The 17974-nt window shown below is 69.1% G+C and carries 15 protein-coding genes; 7 read left to right on the top strand and 8 right to left on the bottom strand.

From position 1 onward, the window contains the following. Positions 1-5: 5 nt before the first annotated feature. On the top strand, positions 6-860 hold the full coding sequence (locus tag EV653_RS10390) for an LLM class flavin-dependent oxidoreductase (RefSeq protein ID WP_134100754.1): 855 nt from the start codon (positions 6-8) through the stop codon (positions 858-860). On the opposite strand, the gene EV653_RS10385 is transcribed toward EV653_RS10390, so the two are convergent. Then, positions 841-1338 carry a DUF6328 family protein gene (locus tag EV653_RS10385; RefSeq protein ID WP_134100752.1) on the bottom strand — a complete coding sequence of 166 codons (498 nt, stop codon included), beginning with the start codon at positions 1336-1338 and terminating at the stop codon, positions 841-843. The genes EV653_RS10390 and EV653_RS10385 overlap by 20 nt on opposite strands. Positions 1339-1426: 88 nt before the next feature. Then, positions 1427-1630, bottom strand: a complete 204-nt coding sequence (locus EV653_RS10380; RefSeq protein ID WP_134100749.1) for a cold-shock protein — start codon at positions 1628-1630, stop codon at positions 1427-1429. Positions 1631-2065: 435 nt separating this feature from the next. On the opposite strand from EV653_RS10380, the gene EV653_RS10375 reads away from it, so the two are divergent. Beyond that, positions 2066-2368 carry a protealysin inhibitor emfourin gene (locus EV653_RS10375; protein WP_238159666.1) on the top strand — a complete coding sequence of 101 codons (303 nt, stop codon included), beginning with the start codon at positions 2066-2068 and terminating at the stop codon, positions 2366-2368. Here the strand turns inward: EV653_RS10375 and EV653_RS10370 are convergent. From EV653_RS10370 to EV653_RS10360, 3 genes are read right to left on the bottom strand one after another with little or no spacing between them, the layout of a single operon-like run. Further along, on the bottom strand, positions 2365-3819 hold the full coding sequence (locus EV653_RS10370; RefSeq protein ID WP_134100746.1) for a beta-N-acetylhexosaminidase: 1455 nt from the start codon (positions 3817-3819) through the stop codon (positions 2365-2367). The genes EV653_RS10375 and EV653_RS10370 overlap by 4 nt on opposite strands. Positions 3820-3861: 42 nt before the next feature. Next, a complete protein-coding gene (locus tag EV653_RS10365) occupies positions 3862-4602 on the bottom strand; it encodes a fructosamine kinase family protein (protein ID WP_134100743.1) in 741 nt (246 codons plus the stop codon). Then, on the bottom strand, positions 4571-5779 hold the full coding sequence (locus EV653_RS10360; RefSeq protein WP_166679335.1) for an MFS transporter: 1209 nt from the start codon (positions 5777-5779) through the stop codon (positions 4571-4573). Before EV653_RS10360 ends, EV653_RS10365 begins: the two co-directional genes overlap by 32 nt. A gap of 49 nt (positions 5780-5828) precedes the next feature. On the opposite strand from EV653_RS10360, the gene EV653_RS10355 reads away from it, so the two are divergent. Together EV653_RS10355 and EV653_RS10350 are read left to right on the top strand one after the other, a co-directional pair. Further along, positions 5829-6503: a CGNR zinc finger domain-containing protein gene (locus EV653_RS10355; protein WP_166679334.1), complete on the top strand. Its 675-nt coding sequence runs from the start codon at positions 5829-5831 to the stop codon at positions 6501-6503. Between the two features lie 181 nt (positions 6504-6684). After that, positions 6685-7101 (top strand): VOC family protein, encoded by a 417-nt coding sequence (locus EV653_RS10350; protein WP_134100734.1) that lies wholly within the window; start codon positions 6685-6687, stop codon positions 7099-7101. Positions 7102-7143: 42 nt separating this feature from the next. Here EV653_RS10350 and EV653_RS10345 read toward each other — a convergent pair whose 3' ends face one another. After that, positions 7144-7992: a DinB family protein gene (locus EV653_RS10345; protein WP_166679333.1), complete on the bottom strand. Its 849-nt coding sequence runs from the start codon at positions 7990-7992 to the stop codon at positions 7144-7146. Between the two features lie 64 nt (positions 7993-8056). Between EV653_RS10345 and EV653_RS10340 the strand changes: the two genes are divergently transcribed. Further along, complete coding sequence (locus EV653_RS10340) at positions 8057-8998, top strand: helix-turn-helix transcriptional regulator (RefSeq protein WP_134100729.1); 942 nt, start codon at positions 8057-8059, stop codon at positions 8996-8998. Here EV653_RS10340 and EV653_RS10335 read toward each other — a convergent pair. Further along, positions 8984-12190: a BTAD domain-containing putative transcriptional regulator gene (locus tag EV653_RS10335; RefSeq protein WP_134100726.1), complete on the bottom strand. Its 3207-nt coding sequence runs from the start codon at positions 12188-12190 to the stop codon at positions 8984-8986. The two genes, EV653_RS10340 and EV653_RS10335, sit on opposite strands and share 15 nt — an antisense overlap. A gap of 213 nt (positions 12191-12403) precedes the next feature. Between EV653_RS10335 and EV653_RS10330 the strand changes: the two genes are divergently transcribed. Both EV653_RS10330 and EV653_RS10325 read left to right on the top strand, forming a co-directional pair. After that, positions 12404-13228 (top strand): alpha/beta fold hydrolase, encoded by an 825-nt coding sequence (locus tag EV653_RS10330; RefSeq protein WP_134100723.1) that lies wholly within the window; start codon positions 12404-12406, stop codon positions 13226-13228. A 97-nt stretch (positions 13229-13325) separates the two neighbouring features. Further along, entirely contained in the window at positions 13326-13943 is a 618-nt protein-coding gene (locus EV653_RS10325) for a TetR/AcrR family transcriptional regulator (RefSeq protein WP_166679332.1), read from the top strand. On the opposite strand, the gene hrpA is transcribed toward EV653_RS10325, so the two are convergent. Beyond that, positions 13940-17851: an ATP-dependent RNA helicase HrpA gene (gene hrpA / locus EV653_RS10320; protein WP_134100719.1), complete on the bottom strand. Its 3912-nt coding sequence runs from the start codon at positions 17849-17851 to the stop codon at positions 13940-13942. The genes EV653_RS10325 and hrpA overlap by 4 nt on opposite strands. Positions 17852-17974: the final 123 nt, after the last annotated feature.

The raw sequence follows: 17974 nt of genomic DNA, 5'->3' as shown, positions 1-17974 counted from the left end.
CGCTCATGCGTTTCGGGATTGCGATCCTGCCGGAGTACCGCTGGCAGGACGCCGCACGGCGGTGGCGGCAGGCGGAAGAGTACGGCTTCGACCACGCGTGGACCTACGACCACCTGACCTGGAGCGGTCTCCAGGACTCGCCGTGGTTCGGGACCACGCCGACCCTGACGGCGGCCGCGACGGTCACCTCGACGATCAAGCTCGGCACGTTCGTGACGTCGCCGAACTTCCGGCACCCGTTGGCGCTGACCCGCGACATCCTCGCGATCGACGACGTCTCCGGCGGCCGTTTCCTGTGCGGGATCGGCGCCGGCGGCAGCCTGGACGCGACCATCCAGGGTGGCCCGGACCTCACTCCGCGGCAGCGGCAGGACCGTTACGAGGAGTTCGTGACGCTGCTGGACACCCTGCTGACAACCGACGGCGTCGACTTCAAGGGCGAGTACTACGAGACGCGCAACGGCCGCACGCTTCCCGGCTGCATCCAGCAACCGAGGGTCCCGCTCATCCTGGCCGGCAACGGCCCGCGCTCCGTCCGCTTCGCCGCCGAACACGGCGACGGCTGGATGACGACCGGCGGCGACAAGACGACCCTCGACACCTGGTTCGCCTCCCTCGCCGACCTCAGCCATCGCCTCGATGACGCGCTGGAGGGTCGCCACCTCGACCGCTACCTGTCGATGGACAACGCGCAGTACGCGCTCTCGAGCACGGCCGCCTTCGAGGAGATCACCACTCGCGCAGCCGCCCTCGGCTTCACCGACCTCATCACCCACTGGCCGCGCGCGGAAGGCGTCTACGGCGGCTCCGAGGACGTCCTGGAACAGGTCGCGACCGAGGTCATTCCTCGTCTGCGTTAGTACGCCGGACCCACGCGGGGACGACGTACCAGAAGAGGGCGAACAGGAGCAGGACGACGGCGACGACGATGATCGCGACGGGGCGGGACAGTACGACGTCCGCTGCGAGCAGGACGCCGCCGGCGATGGCGACGATCAGCAGGAGCATGCCGCCGATGGTCATCCGGTTGGCGATCGGGAGCATGCGGTCGCGGAGCTTCTGGCGGTAGATGATCCGGTGGAACGAGACCGGTGCGAGGAACAGGCAGACGGCCAGTGCGGACGCGATCAGCGTGACGGCGTACACGTCGTGGGTGAAGCTGTCCGCGTCCTGGAAGCGGGTCTGGAACGCGATGCTGAGCAGGAACGCGAACAGGATCTGCGTGCCGGTCTGGGCCAGCCGGAGTTCCTGGAGCAGTTCGTTCCATTGCCGGTCGAGCCGCTCCCCGGCGTCTTCGTCAGGCCGGCCGTAGCGCGGGCTGCGGGGGCTGTTGGTCACAGTCCTATTAGACCGGGAACAGCGGAAGGGCCGCACACCTGATGGTGTGCGGCCCTCCTACTGGTTCAAGAAAGGGTGATCCGAAGACTCAGATCGCGCGGATGTTCTCCGCCTGCAGCCCCTTCTGGCCCTGGGTGATCTCGAACTCGACCCGCTGGTTCTCGTCCAGCGAGCGGAAGCCCGACATCTGGATGGCCGAGTAGTGCGCGAACACGTCCGCGCCACCGTCATCCGGGGTGATGAAGCCGAAGCCCTTGTCAGCGTTGAACCACTTGACAGTACCGACAGCCATTTGTCTATCTCCTCGATGGCTTATAACAATCCGTGAACCACACCTCATGGATCACGCGTCGCCGAAAGGCCCCAGACGACAGACCGGCCATGCAGCACAGCAAAGTCAGGGAGTCCAAAACTGCAACGCCATAACTGTAGCCGTTCTGCGGCCTGATGGTAGGGGTGACCACAAACACGTGTCGCTGATTGTCAGGGGCCGTTACGCTCTGTGGTCGCGTCGATGCGGCCTCGGGAGGGCCGGTCCGGAGCCCGAAATCCCGCGCCTACCTGCTGGTTCGCGGCCGGGAACGGGTGCGGCACGATGGCAACGAAGGACAATTGACCGGTACGCCGGGTAGCGGGCGCATTTTTCTGATCATTCGTCCCGGCGTGTCGCGCGGGCATGAACAGGTACATGGGCAGTACATGGACCGGTACTGCGAGGGAGGCAAGCGTGATCGTGACAGTGACCCGCAGCGGGGGTTTCGCCGGGCTGACCAAGCACGCTGAGTTGGACACCAGCGACCAGCCCGACGCAGCCAAGCTCGAGGACGCGGTCCGGGCGCTCGGCGCGAAGGACCTGGGCTCCGGCCGCCCGCAGCCGGACCGGTACGTGTACCGGCTGGAGGTGCGCGACGCCCAGGACGAGGACGCCACGCACCACGCCGGCCACCCCAGCCACGCCATTCACACGGTGGCCGAGCAGGACGTGGATGCCACCACGGCCTGGCTGCTCGACCGGATCCTCAGCAGTTAACGCCAGTCCATCTCCGGCGCCCGGTAGAAGTTGACCCCGAGCACCTCCCAGCGCGGACCCTGCTCGGCCAGACGCTCGCGGTACGCCGTCCAGTCGAGCGCGGACTCCTGAGACCAGCCGAGCTCGGCGATCCCCGGCAACCGCGGGAACACCATGAACTCGACCTTCTCCAGGTCGTCCAGCGTCTCGGTCCACAGCGGCGCCTCGACGCCGATGATCGCGCTCGCGGGTACGCCCGGGACCAGCGTGGCCGGGTTCCAGCTGTAGGACTGCTCCACGCTGACCAGACCGGCCCAGTCGAGGCCGAGAGGCGTCTCAGCGTCGTACTTCATGTCCAGGTACGCCCGGTTGGCGGGGGAGAGCACCAGCGTGGCGCCCTGCTCGACCGCCTTCTGCGCCAGCACCTGAGCCTTCGGGTCCTCGGTGCCCCAGTACTGCACCACAGTCCCGGCAGGCAGCGGCCCGTCGGCGATCTCGTGCCACCCCATCACCCGCTTGCCGTGCTTCAGAACCAGCTCGGCGGCCTTCGGCACGAAGTCGAGGTACTCCGAGTGCGGTGTCGAGTGGGCCTCGTCCCCGCCGAGGTGCAGGAGCTCGCCGGGCGTCTGCTCGGCCACCTCCCGGAACACGTCGTCGAGGAACTCGTACGTGACGTCCTTGTCGATGGCGAACGAGCTGAAACCGACCTCCGTCTCGGTGTAGAGGTCCGGCGCCTGGTCGCCCTTGTTCAGCTCGGCGTACGACGCCAGCGCCGCGTTCGTGTGTCCTGGGGTGTCGATCTCCGGCACGACCGTGATGTAGTGCTCTGCGGCGTACTGGACGAGGTCGGCGTACTCCGCCTTCGTGTAGTAACCGCCGGCGCCTCCGCCCACCTGCAGGCTGCCGCCGTACTCCGTGAGCCGCGGCCAGGAGTCGACCTGGATGCGCCAGCCCTGGTCGTCGGACAGGTGCAGGTGCAGCCGATTGAGCTTGTACTGCGACACCACGTCGATGAACTTCTTCACCTGCTCGACCGTGAAGAAGTGCCGCGTGACGTCGAGCATCACCCCGCGGTACTCGTATCGCGGGGAGTCGGAGATCGTCGTACCTGCGATCTCCCACGGGCCGTCCTGTGCGGTGTCGGCCTCGGCCTTGGCGGGGAGGAGCTGGCGGAGCGTGGTGACGCCGCGGAAGAGTCCCTCGGCGGTGGCTGCGATGACGGTGACGCCGGATGCGTCCGCGCGCAGCTCGTAGCCTTCGTCACCCAAGGACTCCGGGCCGCTGGTGGACAGCGTGATCGTGCCGGTCCCGTCCTGCACCGGCAGGGCGTATCCGGTGGAGCGACGGAGCTGCGCTGCGAACCGGTCAGTGATCAGCTGGGCGGAGGGGTCGTCGAGGCCGATCGTGGCGTCGGCCTCCAGCAAGAACGTCTCATCGGCCAGCGCCTGCTGTGCCGTGGGCTGCGGAATCATGATCGAAAGTGTTCGCGCCCCCTCATAATTCGTCAAGTCCCTTCAAAACTTCTTGGCGAGAGCCGTCGCCTGCGCCAGATAGGGCCCGCCGAACAGCACCGCATGCACCAGCAACGGATGGAGTTGATGGAGCTCGATCCGGTGACGCCAACCGTCCGCAAGCGGGTGCACCTCGTCGTACGCCCGCAGAACCCGCTCGAGCCTGGGCAGTCCGAAGAGGCCGAGCATCGCGAGGTCCGTCTCGCGGTGACCGCCGTGCGCGGCGGGGTCGATCAGGTGTACGCCGTCCGCGGTCCAGAGCACGTTGCCCGACCACAGGTCGCCGTGGATCCGCGACGGTGCGTCGGACGCGTCGTCGTACACGCCTGCTTCCAGCCGGCTGCACAGCCGCTCGAAGACATCGAGCCTGATGTCTGCCGCTCGCAAATACGGCCGGAGGCGCAAGTTGGCGTAGAACTCGCCCCACGACATCACCGGCTCGCGTGCGTGCGGCAGCGCGATCGCGCCGATGTACCCGTCACCGTCCCAACCATCAGGTGGTACGCCGTAGTGCCGCGCGCCGGCGTCGTGGGTGACGGCCAGCCGCCGGCCGAAGTCCTCTGCCAAGGCATCGGTCGGCGGCACCGCGTCGAGCATTCTGGTCGTCAGCTGGGTGGGGGAGACGTCGAGCGGCTCGGCGACGGGCACACCGTCCGGTACGGCGAGCCAGCGCAGACCGGCTGCCTCCACCGGGAAGAAGTCTGGTGGCGCGTCAGGCCGGCTCTTCACAAACCTGGCGGTCATGGGCGCACTCTTCCATCAGCGGCCGGCGACGGGCCAGCCGCGGCTCGCACAGCATCACCAGCGCCGCGATCGCGGTCAGCAACCCACCGGCCAGAGCGACGCTGCGGACAGTCGTGTGGTCGATCAGCGCGCCACCGGCGAACGCACCGGCGGCGATGCCGACGTTGAACGCCGAACTCGCCCCGGCCGACGCGATGTCGGTGCTGCCCGGAGCGACTTGCAGCGTCCGGCTCTGCGCCGCGACCGCGAGCGCACTGAAGGACAGCCCGATCAACGCGACCAGGAGGGCCGTCGCCACCTTGTGCTCTCCGAGGGCGAACAGCCCCAGCAAGCCGACGGTGATGAGCCCGAACGGGATGACGACAGCACCCCACGGATACCGATCGAGGACCCGGCCGACGATCAGCGTGCCCGCGAACCCGCCCGCACCGCTGGCCAGCAGCATCGGACCGAGCGCGTCGGACGAGAATCCGGTGATGTCCAGCAGGAAGGGCGTGACGTAGGTGTTGAACGTCAGGAAGCCGGTGACCCCGATCGAGGCGGCGACCAGCAGCACGACATACCTCCGCAGGTCCGGGGTGCTGCCCCGACGTGACGGACTGTCGTCGACCTCGGTGCGCGGGAGCAGCGTCACGATGCCCGTGAAGGCCGCCGCTCCAAGCACAGCCATCACCACGAACGGGACCCGCCAGCCGGCCTGCTCGCCGAGCCACGTGCCGAACGGGATCCCGAGGATCGGCGCCAGCGCCGTGCCGATCGCGAGCCGTGCGACCACCCGGCCGCGCAACTCCGGCGGGAACAGGCTGGTCGCGATCGGCGGCGCGATCGACCAGAACAGCGCCTGCGAGATCGCGATCACCAGCCGGCCGGCGAACAGCACCTCGTACGTCGGGGCGGCGGCGGAGAGCGCGGTCGCCACGGTGAGGACGGCGAGCGTGCCGCCGAGCACCAGGCGGCGGGGGAGATGGGTGGTGAGCCGGGCCAGCGGGATGGAGGCGAGCACGACGACGACCGCGTACCCGGTGACGAGGAGGCCGATCTGGGACCGCGACCGGCCGAGATCGTCGGCCATCACGGTGAGCAGCCCGATCGGCAGCACCTCGATGGTGACGAATGAGAACGTCGAGACGCCGAGGAACACCAGCGCGGCGGCGGCTCGGCGGGACGAGAGGGTCATGAGGTCACCTGATCCCGGTAAAAGAAGTGATGCTGGTAGCATCTCATCCATGACCGACAGTTCTCACACCAGATTTCGTATCGTGGGCGGACATCCTGCCCTCGACCTGGTGAACACGGTCACCCCCCGCGCGCGAGGCGCCTCGATCGAGCACGACTACCTCACGTCGCCGGCCGAGCTGCTCGACTGGAGCCGGCGGATCGAGCTGATCGATCTGCGCGACTACAGCGCCGTCGAGGGCACCTGGCGCTCGGCCCCGGAGCTGGCCGCGAAGGCGCTCGGCGCGACGGTGGAGATCCGCGAGGCGGCGTACGACGTGCTCGCGCCGCGGGCGGCCGGCTCCGTCGTCGCGACGGACGGAGTCAAGCGCAGCGAGGGATCTGCCTTCGAGCGCTTGATGTTGCGCTGGTCCGCGGCGGCCGCGCGTTCGATGCTGATCCCGGACGAGCGGCGAGAGCGTGGCATCGCGGAGCTGATCGTCGGTACCTCGCCGGCGCAGCTCATCCCGGACCGGCTGGTGGTGGCGGCGGTCGAGCTGATCCGGACGGTCGAGCTGCGGCAGTTGCGGGCCTGCCCGGTCGACGACGGCGGCTGCGGCTGGCTGTTCCTGGACCGCAGCCGGAACGGTTCCCGCCGTTGGTGCGCGATGGAGGATTGCGGGACGCGAGCCAAGATCCGCAAGCTCGGCGAGCGCCGACGCGCTACCGCCGTACCGCAGTCTTAGCGGTAGCGAGAGCGAACCTTCACTGTCAGCGATCGGCTCACTGGTCGAGAACGCGTGTCGAAAGGTGCGAATTGTCCCTCCGACCTGTCATCGTAGGCGGCCGGGCCTTCCGACAAGAGGGACCTGGCCGGGCCTGCCCCGGACGAGGACGCAGGCTGACGCAACAGAATGTGGAGGACAGATGACGCAGGTGGCAGAGCAGCCGGGCAGTACTGCCGGGCGGCTCGGCTCGGTGGTGCTGGAATGCCCGGACCCACTCGAGCTCGCCCAGTTCTACTCAGCGCTGCTGGGGCTGGACATCGACGAGAACGGTGACGACGACTGGCGGAGCCTGACCGGCCCCGGCTCCTCGCTCGGGTTCTCGACGCTGGCCTTCCGGCGCTCGGAGCAGTACGTGCCGGCCACCTGGCCCGGCACCGACGCGCAGGATCTCCATCTCGACCTGATCGTCGAGGACCTCTCGAGCGGTCACGCGACCGTGGTCGCCCTTGGCGCCGAACCGCTCGACCCACTGGACCCGCCGCCCGCGGAGAACGCGCGCGGCTGGCGGATCTACGCCGACCCGGCGGGCCACCCGTTCCGGATCTGCCTCGAGTAATACCTTGGAAGCCCGCCCCGGCCGGGGCGGGCTTTCGCATGTTCAGACCAGCGATTCCAGGTAGGCGATCGCGTCCGACTGCTTGAACCATTTCGCCCAGCCGAGGACGTCGGCGTTGAAGCGCGGATCGGTCGACGAGAGGTCAGCGCCGCGCTCGACCAGGAACTTGAGTGTGTCCAGCGTGCCGGTTCCGGCCGCAAGGTGCGCTGCGGTGAAGCCGTCCTGCGTGCGCTCGTCGACGCTGAAGCCTAGGTCGGCGAGCTTCGGGATGACCTCCCAGCGCTGTGCCGCAGCCGCCTCGGCGAGGAGCGCCGGCCGCTCTGCCGGTGTGACCTCACCCGCGAGGGCGGCCGCGAACGGGTCCTCGGGATGCGCTCCTCGATAGAAGTCGCGGACCGTGCCGACCTCCGCGCCGTGGTGGATCAGTTCGTCCAGGATGTGCAGCGCGAAGGACGTGCCGTCGTGCTCGGCGTACAACCCCGCGGGCTCGCCCATCGGCCGGTCGAGGACGTCCTGGCTGAGCGCCGCGAGGCGTCGACGCCATACGTCGTACGCATGATCCAGTGCGGCCAGAGCGTCCGACGCGGAACCCGGCACGGGCGGTTGGCCGTCCTCCGGGTCGGGCTGGTCGCCGAACCAGGTGGCGGTGCGATCCTCCTGCAGGATGTCGACGATGTGCGTGATCCGCCACGCCAGGGTGGTGAACGGCGCCGGCTCCGGCGGGATCAGGCTGCCGTCGGGGACATACCCGTCCTCGGTCTTGCGGACCGACCAGCAGCCGTCAAACGGCTCCCAGAAGTACTCGTCGTCGGTGAGACCTTGCACCCGGCCCCGCAGGCGTTGCCAAGCGAAGTCGGACAGGTCCAGGAGATTCTGCGAGAGCGTCGTCATGGTGCCACCGTAGGACGACCTGCGGACAGGATCGGTCCGCAGGTCGAGGCAGAATGGCCTGACCATGGATACCGCGGCCAGATTGCTCCGCCTGCTGTCGTTGCTGCACTCGCGTCCGCAGTGGGACGGCGCCGAGCTGGCAGCGAGGCTCGACGTCACGCCGCGGACCGTACGGCGGGACGTGACGCGACTGCGTTCTCTCGGCTACCCGATCGACGCCGAGGCCGGGATCGGCGGCGGTTACCGCCTCGGCCCGGGCGGCCGGCTTCCGCCGCTGCTGCTCGAGGACGAGGAGGCTGTCGCGATCGCGGTCGGCCTGCGCGTCGCGACGACCACCACCGTGTCAGGCGTCGAGGAGGCCGCGATCTCGGCGCTGGCCAAACTTCATCAGGTCCTGCCCACCCGGTTGCAGGAGCAGGTCGCGGCCATCGGCGCGCATACCACGCAACTGCCACAGGGAGAGCTGCCGCAGGTCGACGGCGAGGTGCTGGTGACCCTGGCCGCCGGTTGCCGTCATGTCGAAGGGATCCGGTTCCGCTATCGCACGCACGACGGCAGTGAGTCCGAGCGCAGCGTCGAGCCACTGCAGATCGTCCACACCGGCCGCCGCTGGTACCTGGTCGCCCGCGACCGCGATCGCCAGGCCTGGCGTACCTTCCGTGTCGACCGCATCAGCGAGCCCGTGCTGACCGGCTCGCGCTACCGGTTCGAGGACCCGCCCGACCCGGTCGCGCTAGTTGCCGAGGGCACCGGAGTGGCGCCGTGGGACATCGTCGCCCGGGTCCGCGTGCAGGCCGATGCCGCGACCGTCTCCCGGCTGATTCCGCCGAGCCAGGGCGTGGTCGATCCCATCGACGCGACCACCTGCGAGGTCCGCTTCGCCGCGAACGACCTGGGACCCCTCGTCTCAGGGGTCATCCGCCTCTACTGGCCGTTCGAGATTCTCGAACCACCCGAGCTCCGCACCGCCGTCCACGAACACGCCCGCCGGCTACTGAACGCCTAGCTCTTGACGGGTGAGATCGGTGAGGAGCAGCTCGGCACGCTGCACGAACAGGTATGCCTCCTGCCGCCCGGCCACAGCCCGTGCCTCCTCGGCCAGGCGTACGGCGCCGCCCGGGTCGGCGAGCTTCTTCGCCAGTTGGGCCCGGACGAGCAGGAGCAGACCGTCCGCCGATCGCTGCCCGTAACGGTCCCGGCAGTTGTCGGCCTGGTCGAGCGCAACGGCCGCGGCGTCCGTGGTACCGGCTGCCACCCGCATCTCCGCGAGGAGCGCATACCAGGTGGAGACACAGGATCGGATGGGTTTCGTCAGGTTGGCCACGATGAGCCGCTCGGCCGCGTCCGCGGCCGCGCCGGGATCGTGACCGGTCATCGCCAGGGCCCAGTGCCGGGCCAGGCGCAGATAGGTGCCGAGAAAGCCGAACGAGAACTGCGGATCCGCCGCGATCCCACGGCCCGCAGCCTGCAGAGCCCATTCCGGGTCGCCGACGACCGAGGCGACCCGGGAGGCCATGCAGGTCGCGACTGTGGTCGCATAGGCATCGTCCGCCGCGTCCGCGACGAGCCGGTCCAGGACGGCTCGTGCCTGAGCGGACTTCCCGTGGTAGGCGGAGATCTCGGCCAGCGTCGCCACGATCAGCAGCCGGAGCCCGTCCCGCACCGGGTCGGGGCGGTGATCGCCGGCCAGCCCGAGCGACGCTGCCGCGGTCAGATGGCGGTACGACGCTCCGACACGTCCGAGGTGCCACTGCTGAATTCCCCACGCGGCGTCCCCGTAGCCGCGGACGACCGGATCGCTGGAGGCCGATCCCTGCTCCAGCAGGCGGTCCGCGAGCGGGCAGCTACGTTCGTGCTCGAGGCCCTGCACGTGTGCGGTCCATCGGGAGAAGAGGAAGCCGGCGGCCTGGCGCTCCCGGCCGAGTGCCTTCGCCACTGTTTCCGCTCGTTCCAGCAGGTCGACGGACGCGGCGGCGTACATGGAGCGCATCCCGGCCACCGCGATCAGGCGGGACAGCGCCTCCAGTTCGACGTCGAGCAGGGCCGCTGCGCGGGCTCGCTCGACGGCCCGGACGAGGTGCCGTTCGGCATCTCGGAGTGCGGTCTTCGCCGTCGCCCGGGCCCCGGCCCGGAGCAGGGCCGCGACCGTACGCGCCGGGTCGATGAGCGGACCGGCCTCCCAGAGATGGTGCGCCGCTCGCTCGGCGAGTGAGTCGTCACCCGGGCCGATGGCCTCGATCGCGTCGGCGACAACACGGTGCAGCGAAGCCGCGCGGCCGGGCGGGATGGCCTCGCAGACCGCCTCGCGGACAAGATCGTGGGTGAAGCAATAGCTGAAGGGATCTCCCGGAGCGGGACCGGCGAGACCCAGGTCGCGGACCGGCTCCAGCCGCTCGAGACAGGTCGGCACGTCCGCGCCCGCGATCCGTGCGAGCAGCACCAGTTCGACACTCCGGCCGGCGAGCGCGGCCAGCTGCAGAAGCGCCTGAACGTCGGGATCAAGCGCAGCCATGCGGTCGCGCACCACGTCCCGGACGGTCAGTGGGACACCGCTGCGCAGCACGCACTCCTCGGTCAGGCTGCTGCCGTTGGTGAGAACCCGCGCCACCTCCTGCACGAAGAACGGGTTGCCGGCGGTTCGCGCATGGACTGCACGCGAGACTTCCGCAGCGGGCAGGTCGCCCGTCTCGCGTCGCATCAGCTCGGCAACGCCGCCTGCGTCGAGCGGTCCGACCAGAAGCCGGCGATGACCGGGCATCCGGCTCGCAGCGGCAAGGACCCGGGCCAGCTCGATGCTGAGCGACGGATCCCGGTTGCGCAGCGCCGCGACAACCGCGGTGCCGGCGGGAAGCCGGGCGACCACATGGTCGAGCAGGTGCAAGGAGGCGGGGTCGGCCCACTGGAGGTCGTCGAGGACGATCACCAGGGGACGCTCGGATGCTGCTTCGGAGATCGCGCCGACGACCTCCTCGAACAGCCGGAACCGGGTGCCGTCATCCGGGACTGCAGGTGCTGCCCCGGCGGCGTCACGAGAAGCGGTGAGGCGGCTCAGATCGCCTGCGAGCCACTCCGCTCGGCGAGTCGTCGACCGGCTCTCGAGAAGACTCTCGATGACCTCGACCCACGGCCACATCGTCGGAGCACCGCCGCCCTGGAGGCCATGCCCCCACACCACGCGGGCGGTCCGATCCTGGGCGTGACGGGCGATCTCCTGGAGCAGACGCGTCTTGCCGATGCCGGGCTCACCTTCGAGCAGAACGACAGCCGTTCCGGCCACGAGTGCCGGCTCGACGGCGCTGCGGAGCATGCTGAATTCCTCCGTGCGCCCGACCAGCTCACCGTCGAGACCGGCCGGCACGGCCCGCAGCGGGGGCGGCGCGGACTGCGCACTCTGCTCGAGTACGTGCCGCTGGGCGGACTGTAACGCCGCGCCGGGGTCGATGCCGAGGTCGTCCGCGAGCCGGCGGCGGATCATGTCGTACGCCGTCAGCGCCTCTGCCTGCTGGCCGGCGGCGCACAGCGCGCGGACCAGGCCGGCATGCACCGGCTCATGCAAGGGAGCCATCGTCGAGGCAAGGTGGAGCGCCGGCAGCACCCGGTCAGGCCGGTTCAGCGAGACAGCGAGCTCGGCCGCCTCGACACAGGCGCCGAAGAACTCCTCGTCGAGTCCGGCGAAGATCGGCGCCGCGACGGGGCTGTGTGCGGCGCCCCCACCGGCCTGGCCGCTCCACAGCTCCAGCGCGGCGGCGTACTGGTCGAGCGCGGCTGCCTCGCGGTTGTTTTCGAGGGCCGTCCGAGCCCTGGCGAGGAGTTGCCGGAAGCCCGCGAGGTCCAGGACGTCCGGACCGGCGGTACACAGGTACCCGTTGGCGCTCCGCACGATGAAGGCGCCCGGTTGCCGGGGCCGCAGGGCGGGCTCGAGGAGACGGCGGAGCGATCCGACGTACTTGTGGATCACGTTCAACGCGCTGGCCGGCACGTTCTCGCCCCAGATCAGGTCGATCAGCTCGCCGGCGCCGATCGGTCTTCCGACGCGAGCCAGCAACAGTGCCAGCAGGTAGGCCTGCTGGCGTGGACCGGGGTCGACCTCGACGCCGCCGTGCCAGACTCGCAGCGGACCCAGGACCTGCAGCCTCAGCGAGCCGACGTCGCCCGAAGGCCGCGCGTCGACGCTTCGAGGTACCAGCGTCTCCGTCATGTCCGGCCCCTTCCCGATGGTCCGGCCGCCGTGGCACCTGGCGTCACGCGCTTCGGTCAAGTCGAACTCTAGAGGCTGGAGCCACGCTCCAGCCACCAATCCACTGCAAATCCACTGGCCGTCAAGTGTGGATCCCTACCGTCGGACGTGGCGTGCACGCTCTCGCCCCGGAGCGACAGCCCGCACCACGTCGATCGAGAAGGCGAGAACACCATGGCAACGATCACGACCCCCGACGGGGTGGAACTGTTCTACAAGGACTGGGGATCGGGCCGCCCGATCGTCTTCAGTCACGGCTGGCCGCTGTCGGCCGACGACTGGGACAACCAGATGCTGTTCTTCCTCGGCCAAGGCTTCCGGGTGATCGCGCACGACCGCCGGGGACACGGAAGGTCCGCCCAGGTCTCCGAGGGCCACGACATGAACCACTACGCCGACGACCTCGCGGCGCTGGTCACCCACCTCGATCTCCGCGACGCCGTCCACGTCGGCCACTCGGCGGGCGGTGGCGAAGTGGTGCGCTACCTCGGGCGGCACGGCGAGAGCCGCGCGGCGAAGGCCGTCCTGATCAGCTCCGTCGTGCCGTCGCAGCAGCTCACCGACGAGAACCCCGACGGCCAGCCGCCGGAGGCCTTCGCGGGTCTGAAGCAAGGCATCGCGGCGAACCGGTCAGCGTTCTTCCGCGAGGTGGCCGCCGGGCCCTTCTACGGGTACAACCGGCCGGGTGCCGAACCGTCCGAGGCAGTGATCCAGAACTGGTGGCGCCAGGGCATGATGGGCTCGGCGAAGGCTCAGTACGACTGCGTAGACGCGTTCGCCCAGGAGGACTACACCGACGACCTGAAGAAGATCAGCGTGCCGGTCCTGGTCCTGCAAGGCGACGACGACCAGATCGTTCCCTACCGCAGTACCGCGCCGCGGGCCGCCGAGATCCTGGCGAACGCCACGCTCAAGACCTACCCCGGCTGGCCGCACGGCATTCCGACCACGAACGCCGACGTCGTCAACGCGGACATCCTCGACTTCATCAAGTCCTGAGAGCCGGACGTCGCGCGCCGGGCGCGCTCCGATAGATTCGCCGCGGACCGGCCGCGCTCGCGGTGACGGGATCGTCGGAGATCGAAGGTGGGTGCCGGTGCCAGAGCACGAACAGTCCCGGAGCCGGCGCGAACTGTACGCCGAGACGACCCGACGGGAGGTGGTGCGCTCGGCGCGGAAGTTGTTCGGCCGGTACGGGTACTCGCAGACGACCGTCGAGAGCATCGCCCGGGACGCCGCGGTGTCACCGGCGACCGTCTACGCACAGTGCGGCGGCAAGGAGGGCCTGCTCCAGACGTTGATGGACCTGTGGACGACCAGCAACCTGGTGCCGAGCATCATCGCCGAGTGCGCCGCCGCCGAGTCGGCGCACGCCAAACTGGACGCACTCGCGAAAGGCTACGTCGCGATCTACGAGGAGTCCGGCGACATCATCCAGATCGTGACCCGGGCCGCGGCGGGCGCGCCCGCCGCGGAGGCGTTCCTCAAGGTCGCCGACGAACGTCACCAGAACGCGCTCCGCGAGATCGTCACCGGTATCCGGGACGTCGGGGGCCTGGCCGACAACATCTCGGTGGAGGAAGCCGTGCAGGTCATCTTCTTCCACTTCCGGTACGCCCAGTTCGCGCTCGCCGCGGACGAGTTCGGGTGGGGTGCCGAACGCGCGACCCGCTGGCTCACCGAGCGGGTCGCGTCCGCGATCCTGAACACCTAGCTCTCGGCCAGCGCCTTCCGGATCCGCTTCTCGGAGACGGGGTACGGCGTACCGAGGGTTTGCGCGAACAGGCTGATCCGGAGTTCCTCGAGCATCCAGCGGACCTCGAGCAGACCCTGGCTCGGGTACTTGCCGGTCGGAACCGCGCGGAGCTTCTTGCGGTACTCGGCGGTGAGCATGTCGACGACGGCCATTCCGGAGCGGTCGCGCGCCGCGTTCGCACCGAGCTTGTCCAGCCGTTGCTCCATGCCGCGCAAGTACCGGACCAGGTCGGGCAGTCGCTTGGCTCCGGTCTCGGTGATGAATCCGGGGTGCACGAGACCTTCGAGCTGGCCCCGTACGTCGGACAACGCCGCCAGCAACGCCGGCGACGACGCGCGCGAGATCTGCTTGTCCACGGTCCGGGCATGTCCGAGCACCTGCTCCACCTGCTGCAGGATCGTCAGCACGGTGTCCGCGAGGTCCGACCGTACGGCGTCACGCAGGATCGCGAATGCCGTGAGGTTCCACGCCGGACCACCCGCGGCCGTCATCAACTGATCGACTGCCGCGCCGATCGCGTCGTCCAGCAAATCGCCGACGTTGCGATGCGGACCCGCCATCAGCGTCATCTTCTGCTGGTTGCTCAGCTGCCGCTGGACGACATCGATCACCGAGGGCATCGTCAGCAGCAGGAGCCGGCGCGTGCCCGTCCACATCGCGGCGGCCTGGTCGCGCTCGGTCTCCTGCAGCCGGATCGCGACGGTCTTGCCCTCGTCGACGAGCGCCGGGTAGCCGGCGACCGTCAGGCCGTTGCGGCGTTCGGAGAAGCTGCGCGGCAGGTCACCGAAGGTCCAGTCGGTCAGCCCGGACTTCTCCAGCCCGCTGACCGCCTTCGACGCGACCTGCGAGATCGCCGCTGTCGTCTTCGGCTTCAGCTTCTCCTTCAGCTTCGCGAGGTCCTTGCTCTCAGCAACAGTCTTGTGCTTGTCGTCCTCGACCCGGAACGTCATCCGCAGGTGCTCGGGCACCCGGCTCCAGTCCCAGTCACCCGGCTCGATCACGACACCGCGCAGCTCCCGCAGAGCGCGAGCCATCGCATCGGTGAGCGGCCCGGACGCCGGGTCCAGCTCGGGCAGGATCTGGCGGGCGTGATCCGGCGCCGGCACGATGTTGCGCCGGATGGTCTTCGGCAAGGACTTGATCAGGGTGGTGACCAGCTCCTCGCGGAAGCCCGGCACACTCCACTCGAATCCGTCCGCGGTGACCTGGTTGAGCACCAGCAGCGGGATGTGGACCGTCACACCGTCGGCATCCGTCCCCGGCTCGAACGCATACGTCAAGTCGAAGGTCATCCCGTTCTGCACCCAGTGCAGCGGGAACTCCTCCTCCTTGACCTCGGCGCCCTCACGAACGACGAGCGACCGCTCGAAGTCGAGCAGGTCGTGATCGCGTTGCCGGGCGGTCTTCCACCAGGTGTCGAAGTGCCGTCCGGTGACGACCTCGGGGCCGATCCGCTCGTCGTAGAACGCGAACAGGGTCTCGTCGTCGACGAGCAGGTCACGGCGCCGGGTGCGCTCCTCGAGCTCCTCGACTTCCTCGATCAGCTTGCGGTTCTCGTGGAAGAACTTGTGGTGCGTGTCCCAGTCGCCCTCGACCAGCGCGTGCCGGATGAACAGCTCGCGCGACACCTCGGGGTCGACCTTGCCGTAGTTCACCTTGCGCCTGGCGACGATCGGTACGCCGTACAGCGTGACCTTCTCGTAGGCCATCACGGCGCCGGCTTTGCGTTCCCAGTGCGGTTCGGAGTACGACCGTTTGATCAGGTGCGGTGCGAGGTCCTCGGCCCACTCGGGCTCGATCTTCGCGTTCACCCGTGCCCACAACCGCGAGGTCTCGACCAGCTCGGCGGCCATCACGAACTGCGGTGGCTTCTTGAACAGGCCGGAGCCGGGGAAGATGGCGAACTTGGTGCCGCGGGCACCGATGTACTGATGCTGGTTGGCCGGATCCTTCATCCCGAGATGCGACAGCAGGCCCGACATCAGCGAGATGTGCACGCTCTGCGGGTCGGCGGGCTCGCCGCTGTTGAGCTTGACGCCGATCTGGGACGCGACCTGACGAAGTTGGGCGTAGATGTCTTGCCACTCGCGGACGCGCAGATAGTTGAGGTACTCGCTGCGGCACATCCGGCGGAACTGGTTGCCCGAGAGCTCCTTCTGCTGCTTCTTCAGGTAGCTCCAGAGGTTCAGGTAGCCGAGGAAGTCGCTGTTCGGGTCGCGGAACCGGGCGTGTGCCTGCTGGGCCTGAGCCTCGGCGTCCGTCGGCCGCTCGCGCGGGTCCTGGATGGACAGCGCGGCGGCGATGACCATGACCTCGCGGACACTCGCGTGCTTGTCTGCCTCGACGATCATCCGGGCCAGCCGTGGGTCCAGCGGGATCTGCGCGAGCTGGCGGCCGATCGGGGTCAGCCGGCCGCCCTTCGGGGTGTCGATCGCGCCGAGCTCGGTGAGCAGTTGCAGGCCGTCGGTGATACTGCGCTTGTCGGGCTCGTCGATGAACGGGAACGCCGCGATGTCGCCGAGCCCGATCGCGGTCATCTGCAGGATGACCGAGGCCAGGTTCGTGCGCAGGATCTCCGGGTCGGTGAACTCCGGGCGGTTGGTGAAGTCCTCTTCGGAGTACAGCCGGATGCAGATGCCGTCGCTGGTCCGGCCGCTGCGGCCCTTGCGCTGGTTGGCGCTCGCCTGCGAGACCGGCTCGATCGGCAGGTGCTGGACCTTGGTGCGGTGGCTGTAGCGCGAGATGCGCGCCGTACCGGGATCGATGACGTACTTGATGCCGGGGACGGTCAGCGAGGTCTCGGCGACGTTGGTCGCGAGCACGATCCGGCGCGCCGAATGCGACTGGAAGACCCGGTGCTGCTCGGCGTTCGAAAGCCTCGCGTAGAGCGGCAGGATCTCCGTCGTACGCCGTTCGCCGCGGAACTTGTCGGTCAGCGCGTCGGCGGTGTCGCGGATCTCCCGCTCACCGCTGAGGAACACGAGGATGTCGCCGTCGGCCTCGTACTCGAGTTCGTCGACCGCGTCCAGGATCGCCTGGGTCTGGTCGCGGTCGATCGTCGCCGGGTCCTCGGGGTCGTTGACCGGCCGGTACCGCACCTCGACCGGGTAGGTCCGGCCGGACACCTCGACGATCGGGGCCGGGTTGCCCTGCGCGTCGGCGAAGTGCGCGGCGAAGCGCTCCGGGTCGATGGTCGCCGAGGTGATGATGACCTTGAGGTCGGGGCGGCGGGGGAGAAGGCGCTTGAGATAGCCGAGGATGAAGTCGATGTTCAGGCTGCGCTCGTGCGCCTCGTCGATGATGAGCGTGTCGTAGCGGGTGAGGTCGCGGTCACGCTGGAGCTCGTTCAGCAGGATGCCGTCGGTCATCAGCTTCACCAGCGACCGCTCGCTGACCTTGTCGGTGAACCGGACGGCGAAACCGATCGTCTCGCCGAGTTCGGTGCCGAGCTCCTCGGCGATCCGCTCGGCGACCGTCCGCGCGGCGAGCCGGCGGGGCTGAGTATGCCCGATCATGCCGTGGATGCCGCGCCCGAGCTCGAGACAGATCTTCGGGATCTGGGTGGTTTTGCCCGAACCGGTCTCGCCGGCGACGACCACCACCTGGTGGTCGCGGATCGCCGCCGCGATCTCGTCCTTCAGCTGGCTGACCGGCAGCTCTTCCGGATAGGTGATCTCCGGTACGGCGTTCCGTCGGACCTCGACCCTGCGCTCGGCCTGCTGGATCGCGCCGAGCACCCCGTGCAGCGCCTGCTCACGCTTCCGGGCTTCCTTGGTGGTCCGAACCCGCTCCAGCCGCTTCCCCAGCTGCTCCCGGTCGTACGCCGTCAGCCCGTCCAACCGGGCAACCGCATCCGCCAGACTCACTCCGTCGTCGTTGGAGGAGCCGTGGTTGGAGGAGCCGGCGCCGGTGGGCGCGGGAGTGGGGGTCTTGGCCGCCGACCGTGGCCTGCGGCGACGGGGCCGTCGAGCAGCGACTGGGTCTTGGGA

This window comes from Kribbella pratensis (assembly GCF_004365355.1).
Classification (GTDB): domain Bacteria; phylum Actinomycetota; class Actinomycetes; order Propionibacteriales; family Kribbellaceae; genus Kribbella.
The sequence above is the reverse complement of the archived record's forward strand: the minus strand, read 5'-3'. Positions and strand labels throughout refer to the sequence as shown.